Here is a 7,331-nt window from a genome sequence, read left to right as displayed (position 1 = left end):
AAAGAAGAGCTGGAGTATTACCAAAATAAAATCCAAGGATTATATCAAGATATATTTGGATTCATGGGTTGGGAGGTCTTGCCACCTTTTGTAGCTCATGGCGTGCAGCAAAAGACAGATAATGAACGGAGCCTACTACTCAAAAGTTACAAAGAGCACTTGGTCAAAAATGTAGTAGCTGATAGTTTAATGTCATCAAATGCCTAATAAAAAGTTCAACGAACGTGTGCTTCGCACACTCGGACAAAACCCACAGGGCTTCGCCCTAACAGCGCGGCTTTTGCCCGTTAACTAAAGCGTTATGCATAGAAAGGACTCGGCTTGGTAAATATTGAAAGTACAGCAACGATTATCTCAACGCTTATTGTTTTAATTTTGTTTATGTTTTTTGGTATCAATTTGGGTATGGTTGTTTTAGAAAGGAAAATATCTACTGCCAGCGGGCAGACGTTTGTATCAGGTTTGGCCAAAATGTTAAACAAAACAGAGAACCCTCACAGCTACAAGCAAGCCAGGATTTACTTGGTCGGTAGTGTTGTTTCACTGTTAGCATTTATGGCTCTTTTAGAGTTTGGCTATGCATAACAATCAAATGTTGGGGACACAAACACGCGGGCTGCTTCGCAGTATAGCCCACGTGTTTGTGCCACCAAATTAGGGCGTTATGGCCTACAGGAAACATATGAGTGACCCGACGATCAAAACGAAATTGGACCGGCCTGTAATTTTCAGGACCTGTTGCAAAGATGTGTACGAAGCAACTATTTCTTCAGGGTCTGTCTGGTTGCGGTCTAGTCGGTACTACAGACAAATCGAAGATATCGCTAGGCAAGATCGTTCAGAAGGGGTCAATGGAACTTCTGCGCTTTTTCCTCTTCGCTTTGCTCCTGAATCGGCGCAGGCAATTACAATGGAAGGGCCGGGTTCAGTAGGGCAAGAAATTGTCCTCCATTATCTTATGTCAATGCATGGAACAAGCATCACTGAAGCAACACGTAAGGAGTTCGGTGGTTATACGCTTGGTATTCGTTGTATCGCAGACCTCGCGGCAGATATCGTTTATCAAGTTTCTAAGCAAGTTACAGTTAAAGGGTATAGATATGGACAGGTAGCGTATCAACGGACGGCCTTAACAATGTCCTACGATCCTCACGGTTCCGCGATAGAGCTGAGCGGGTCTCCATCGGTCCACGTCAAATCGATTAATACTGACGTCCTGAGAAAGGACCCCGTTGAGCCATTCATAGACCAAGATGAATGGAGAATTGCGATATTTACGAATAAATACCTAAACGATGCCCCGGATGAACCACTAAAGATAAATGTGGACCCTAATCACTTCTACGACTACATCAAGCCATAACAAGTGCAGGCAAGGGACGCTCCTTACGTCGCGCCCCTGCTGCAAGTGTTAGCTTCAAAAGGAACAATCTTTGTACAGTTCAACATTTAGAGCTTTAATTAATGAAGCTCAATTTACCAGCGATATCTTAGGTGCTGGAGCAACTCAAATTAGACAAGGGAATTATGCAAAGAAAGGATTGTATTTCCAAGCATTTACAAGTCTATCTACTGGGTTGGAGCGGATTGGGAAGCTTTGTCTTATGCTCGATTATTATTTGGATAATAATTCAAAATTTCCAGACTTTAAGTTCTTAAAAAATAACATTGGTCATGATTTAGAATTGTTATATCAAAAAAGCCAAGAGGTAATAAAAAAGAGAAACCTGAATTTGAATTGGATGAATAAATTTGATGACCCAATTCGTTTAAATATTATTTCAATATTGTCCACTTTTGCGAAAGGCGATAGATATTCTAATATTAATATTTTAGTCAATGCTAAACAGCAAGGCGACCCTATCGCAGCATGGTTTGAGAAGGTAGATTTACCGCTTTTCGATGAGAGAGTGTCATCTAAAAAGAAAGACCGCATCAGTCACAATGCTCGAGTTTTTGAGGCACTAACCGCTAGATTTACATCCGTCAACCATACATCTGAGACCGGAACGCATATTGATTCTGTTCTGGAAGCTAGTTTTAGAAGTGGGTTAGAAGAAGCGGTATTACCTTACAGGCAACTTTATATATTGCAAATTATTCGTTATTGGGTCGTGATTTTGTGGGAGTTACAAATGCTTGCTATGGTAAACGGTGGGAATGAGGATATTCCTCATTTCTCAGAAATTTTCGCTACTTTTTATAATGAAGATCGCTACTTCAAAAGCAGAAAAACGTGGGATAATTTTTGAAGCTAACAAGAGACTATGGCGTCAATAGTTATTTTATAGCCTTTGGCGCTTCCCACATCACACCCTCTCGCAACATCGAGTTTAAGATAACGACCATCTTTCTGATACAGGCGATTATAGCCACTTTTTTAGGCTTACCCGCCGCAATTAATCGTTGATACGTTTCCTTAAATACGGGGTTACTTTGTATTGCTGACATCATGGCCATGTATAAAACTGTGCGGACCTGATGCCTCCCCCCTTGGATTTTTCGTAGGCCTTTGTAGCGGTCACTTTCTCGATTCATGGGTGCCACACCGACTAACGCTGAAGCTTGTTTGTTGGTCATGTATCCCAATTCAGGCAGGTTACTGATGATGGAAGCTGAGGCTATTTTTCCAATGCCTTTCATACTCTGTAAGATATCGTTTTTCGCTTGATAGTCTGGACACGACTCAATGAGTTTAACGATTTTACTTTCTATTTTGTCAATCTGATTTTTGAAGGCCGTCAATATAGGTTTGATGGTCATAGCGAGTTCTTTCGGCAGAATTTGAAGACGGTTCTTTTCCATCGTTTGCATGACCAGCAATTGATTTCTTCTTGCAACTAAATCACTCATAACCTGCATCGTTTCTGGCTTTAGCTGGGAGAAATTGGGTTGAATGGCTTCACCATAATGCGCAATTAATTGTGCATCAAGCTTATCAGTTTTAGCGCGTTGACCGAGTGCTCCAGCAAAGCGTTTTACGTGGATAGGATTCGCGAGAACAAAAGGTAAATTAGCGTTAGCACATGCCATAATAAAAGGCATTTCAAGGCGACCAGTGGCCTCTATAACGATACGGTCGGGTGAATATTTCTTGATTGTTTTAACGGCTTCTTTAATGCCTTTTTCATCATTATTGACGGTGAAATATATGTCGAGTAGGCGGATATAAATATCCAGCTGAAACTTACCCGTATCGACACCGACGTTAACGTTTTGCTTTGTTTTTGTATTCATAATAAGCTAACTCTTGCTTGCATAATGCGGGTTGAGACCCAGTAGACTATTCGAGTGTTTTGCTTGGAGTCCTTTGTGGTGTTCTTTCTTGTTATCGGTCTCTCAACTGAGGAGCCATCGCTTAATCGAACTACCACAAAAGAAAGCTTTAGTTGCTGCTAAAGCCTGGGTCTCACTTTACCTCACACTGATTAAAATCAGGATGATTTACATGAGTTATTATCCATACAAGTTGCTTAAACGGACAAATAACAGTTGGTTTTTGCTCCTGCGTGGCTTATTTTGACCAGCTATTTTGTTGCCTCTGAATGAGGCGTTAGAATTTCGAGATGGATGAAGATCAATTAAAAGGCTACCTGAATGAGCTAGTCCGCAATCACGACCTGCATAGCGAGGGAGATTTTGCCGACTTTCTAAAACTCAATTTAAGTGTGGTAAAGAAAATTACGTGTTCCTCAAACAACGTTTTTTGGCTTTATTTTGATAGGCATATGTTTGATGGCTGGTACTGTATCAGGCACCCGAGGGCTCCCATTTATTACGTCTACTTCCAAGAGCGTGGCATGATGCCCTTGCGGGATACGGAGTTTAAAACTAAAGACCACGAAGAGGCCGTAGCAAGGGTATTGACATGTTGTAGTGGTCTAATGAACCCGGACACCAATTTAGGTGGTAAAGTTACCACCTTAGAAGAGGTGTTTAATGAAAAAACAACGTCGTTCGTTTTCAACAGAGTTCAAACTGGAAGCTGCAAACCTGGTCATCGAGGAAGGTTACTCAATACCTGAAGCCTCAAGGGCCCTGGATGTTGGTGAAACTGCCATTCGTCGGTGGATAAAGCAATTGCAGGGAGAGCATCAGGGCAATACGCCTAAGTCCAAAGCGTTAACCCCTGAACAGCAAAGGATCCAGGAGCTGGAAGCTCGCATCAAGCGACTTGAAACTGAAAAGCGCATACTAAAAAAGGCTACTGCTCTCTTGATGTCGGACGAACTCGAACGTACGCATTAATAGACCAATTGGGAGAGCAGGAAGCCATTGAGACGGTCTGTGACGTATTTGATGTAGCATCCAGCAGTTATTATGAGCAACGACAACGCCGTAGCACAATTGACGTAGAGCGAACAATATTACGTATTAAGGTGAATGAGCTGTTTAGCGACAGTCGTAGCTCAGCGGGCAGTCGTAGCATCATGACCATGTTGCAGGAAGATGGCTATACTGTTGGTCGTTTCAAAGTACGTCGGTTAATGAAAGAGCTGGGCTTGGTATCTAAACAACCAGGCTCCCATGCCTATAAAACGGCAACGGTTGAACGGCCAGATATTCCCAATGTACTGAAGCGGGAATTTGAAGTGGCGACACCGAACACCGTGTGGTGTGGCGATATCACTTATATCTGGGCCGGGAGCCGCTGGCACTATCTGGCTGTAGTATTAGATCTCCACAAACGACGGGTAGTGGGTTGGGCATTATCTGCAAAGCCTGATGCTGAGTTGACAATAAAGGCATTGGCAATGGCCTATGAACAGCGAGGCAGGCCACAAAATATCATGTTCCATAGTGACCAGGGTAGCCAGTATGGCAGCCGTAACTTTAGACAAAGGTTATGGCGTTATCGTATGGTTCAGAGCATGAGTCGGCGAGGAAATTGCTGGGATAACGCACCGATGGAAAGGCTCTTCCGTAGTCTAAAAACAGAATGGGTTCCTTCTACGGGTTATGTCTCCAAACAAGAAGCGGCAAAGGATATCAGCTACTACCTGATGAAGTATTATAACTGGCAACGGCCGCACAGTTTTAATGATGGGTTGGCCCCTGCCAAAGCAGAAAATCAACCTAAAATACTGTCCGGAATTAGTTGACCACTACATGTCGTGGAGTTCTTAAATTCTAACAATGCCCTTAAGCTTGTTCCGGGCCTTCGGCCCTCGACCGGCCGCCCGTCTCAGGGCGCTCATGGTTGGCGTTGGAATGACCGCTCCTTGTCTCTAGCAGACTAATTCAGTAAGGCTAGCAGATATCCGCCTTTCGGTAATTATTGCCGTTCCATATTACATATCTGAACGGTTGCTTTAAGTACGAAGTGATCGCTCAACCGCGAGTGTCTGGTGATCTGCAATTGACACAAAGAGGATACGAAAAATTAATCTCATATATTCTTAGCGATTAAATTTGCTTTTAATAGGCCACCTTTGGTAAATAATTTCGCAGAAAACTTTGGATTTCGTCGAGCTTTGTAAGCGTCTAAAATATTCTTTAATCCATCTGCTTCAAGTAGCGAAATATTTACTTCTGTATCCATTTCAGCGCTCTCAACAAAATCTTCTGAGAAAGTTGGAGCAACTATCAATACTTGTGCTACGCGCTTCCCGGCTTGCTCACAACGGTTGACGTAAGCTTTCACTTGACGTGATGTAGTGGAGTACTTAGCGAAGTCACCATTTTTGCACGTCTTCGCCTCACCCACAATTACGTCGTCCTCGCTCAGTGATATTAGAACATCAGCTTTGTCTTTAGATGTATTTATGGCTCTTCGTAAATCCTCGTCGACTGACAAGCCTAGCTGTTCGAAAATTGCTTTCGTCACTTCTTCAAACTTGATACCAAGATCGGATTCCGAAATCTCAATGTTGTCAATTTTTAGAGTGGCAAGATCACGTCTAGCTAATGCGCCATAATTATCTATGAGCTTGTCGGTGGCATCAGCAAAGCTCGAAAGAATATTTAAACGAAGATTCCCACGTTTTCTAATACCCATACTTTCAATTACGGCTTTTATTTCATCGTTTGTTAGCATATAGAGAATGTCATAGGGTGTGATACTCAACGCTCTGAGCTTCTCTACATCTAGTTCTTCTTGCTCTTCAAGTTCGAACTCTTTTTTTAGTAACGTATTTAGAGATGGAAAATGACTTTGTAGAGCAGAAAAAAGCTCCTTGAAACCAGTGGCACTGAGAGCATTAAACTCCCGTTCAGTACAAGAATTAAGAGAGTGCAGTATTATTGCAATACGCTCGTCAAGCGTAGTGCCGAGTTTATCAAGATCGAGGTCCAAATCTTGAATCAGGCCTTTCAAGCGCTCTTTTCTCTCATTCACATTGGTATCGACGGCAAATAAATCTGATTGTAAAACGTGTGCTGCTGGAAGACCCAGTTTCATAACGTTCTCAATTCTTTCTTTACGTTCAACCCCTCGTATTTTTTTACGATGAAGTTTGAGAATGTTAGACAACTCGGCATCGCTCAGCGTCCGCAAGATCCTTAATAGATGTTTATCTGCTAAATCCTTGCCTTGTATACGGTTCAGTAGGCTGACAATTTCATCTGGCACATAAATGGTTTGTAACTTTCTACTAATGAAGACTAAGCCAATTTCTCTTAATTCATTCAAAGCGTCCTGAACACCATTTTTAGGAATTTCGTCTATTAGATGCTCTACACCGGCTTGGTCATCTGCGGTGACGTCTAGTTGTTTCGCGAGTACGTTTAAGATCCCGCGTTCATCATCCGTGATCTTAGCTTCTCGATTAATACGCTCATCGTTTGAATAGGCCTCTTTGAGGCAAGCGAAGTAAATTCCAAGCCGCTTTCCGTTGGTGAAGCTATCTCCATCATCAACAACCTCTATTTCTGACTTAAGTTCGTTTGCTCTAGAGTGAATCAAATCCCACTCTTTCGTATACAAACTTTCAATCCAAGTCACACGAGCAATGCAATTACCGTCGCGACTTAGAATATTGGTAAGTAGCGTAGCTTGAGCACCTAGCATTGCGAGTTGCTCTCTAACTGATTTTTCAAAGTAAGGAAGGATGATTTTAAAAAGTTGTGTGATGTCGGTGCTAGAAGCGTTTTTGATTTGTCCGTCCAGCTTGTCTAATTGAGCAGCAATCTTCTTATCGTGCTTAACCGCATCATTGCAAATGCGGTCGATGGCATTAATAAACTTGGATTTCTCTACCTGGTTAACGATAGAAAGTACGCTTGCCAATTTCATATAGCATCCTTGTCTTTTAGAATTTCCTTGTACTTTAGTAGAAACAATACACTGATGAAGTCGTAAAAGAAACTGAAAGGTAACTAATTTAGAAGGG

General features: G+C 42.2%; 7 protein-coding genes. 5 read left to right on the top strand and 2 right to left on the bottom strand.

Features of this window, described 5'->3' with window-relative positions:
• The 4 genes from JK130_RS04840 to JK130_RS04825 all read left to right on the top strand — a co-directional run.
• Positions 1–207, top strand: a 207-nt coding sequence (locus tag JK130_RS04840; protein WP_218353086.1) for a hypothetical protein, incomplete at its 5' end; no start/stop codon positions are given.
• Between the two features lie 114 nt (positions 208–321).
• A complete protein-coding gene (locus JK130_RS04835; protein WP_218353085.1) occupies positions 322–585 on the top strand; it encodes a hypothetical protein in 264 nt (87 codons plus the stop codon).
• Between the two features lie 97 nt (positions 586–682).
• Positions 683–1,363 carry a hypothetical protein gene (locus tag JK130_RS04830; protein ID WP_218353084.1) on the top strand — a complete coding sequence of 227 codons (681 nt, stop codon included), beginning with the start codon at positions 683–685 and terminating at the stop codon, positions 1,361–1,363.
• A gap of 70 nt (positions 1,364–1,433) precedes the next feature.
• A complete protein-coding gene (locus tag JK130_RS04825) occupies positions 1,434–2,252 on the top strand; it encodes a hypothetical protein (protein ID WP_218353083.1) in 819 nt (272 codons plus the stop codon).
• A gap of 28 nt (positions 2,253–2,280) precedes the next feature.
• On the opposite strand, the gene JK130_RS04820 is transcribed toward JK130_RS04825, so the two are convergent.
• Positions 2,281–3,237, bottom strand: a complete 957-nt coding sequence (locus JK130_RS04820) for an IS110 family RNA-guided transposase (protein WP_218353082.1) — start codon at positions 3,235–3,237, stop codon at positions 2,281–2,283.
• A 702-nt stretch (positions 3,238–3,939) separates the two neighbouring features.
• Between JK130_RS04820 and JK130_RS04815 the strand changes: the two genes are divergently transcribed.
• A protein-coding gene (locus JK130_RS04815; RefSeq protein ID WP_218353081.1) for an IS3 family transposase occupies positions 3,940–5,102 on the top strand; the annotation gives its coding sequence in 2 pieces (ribosomal slippage) (positions 3,940–4,195 and positions 4,195–5,102; 1,164 coding nt in all).
• A gap of 287 nt (positions 5,103–5,389) precedes the next feature.
• On the opposite strand, the gene JK130_RS04810 is transcribed toward JK130_RS04815, so the two are convergent.
• A complete protein-coding gene (locus tag JK130_RS04810) occupies positions 5,390–7,234 on the bottom strand; it encodes a hypothetical protein (protein WP_218353080.1) in 1,845 nt (614 codons plus the stop codon).
• Positions 7,235–7,331: the final 97 nt, after the last annotated feature.

It is taken from the genome of Alteromonas lipotrueiana (genome assembly GCF_019249245.1).
Taxonomy (GTDB): Bacteria; Pseudomonadota; Gammaproteobacteria; order Enterobacterales; family Alteromonadaceae; genus Alteromonas; species Alteromonas lipotrueiana.
The sequence above is the reverse complement of the archived record's forward strand: the minus strand, read 5'-3'. Positions and strand labels throughout refer to the sequence as shown.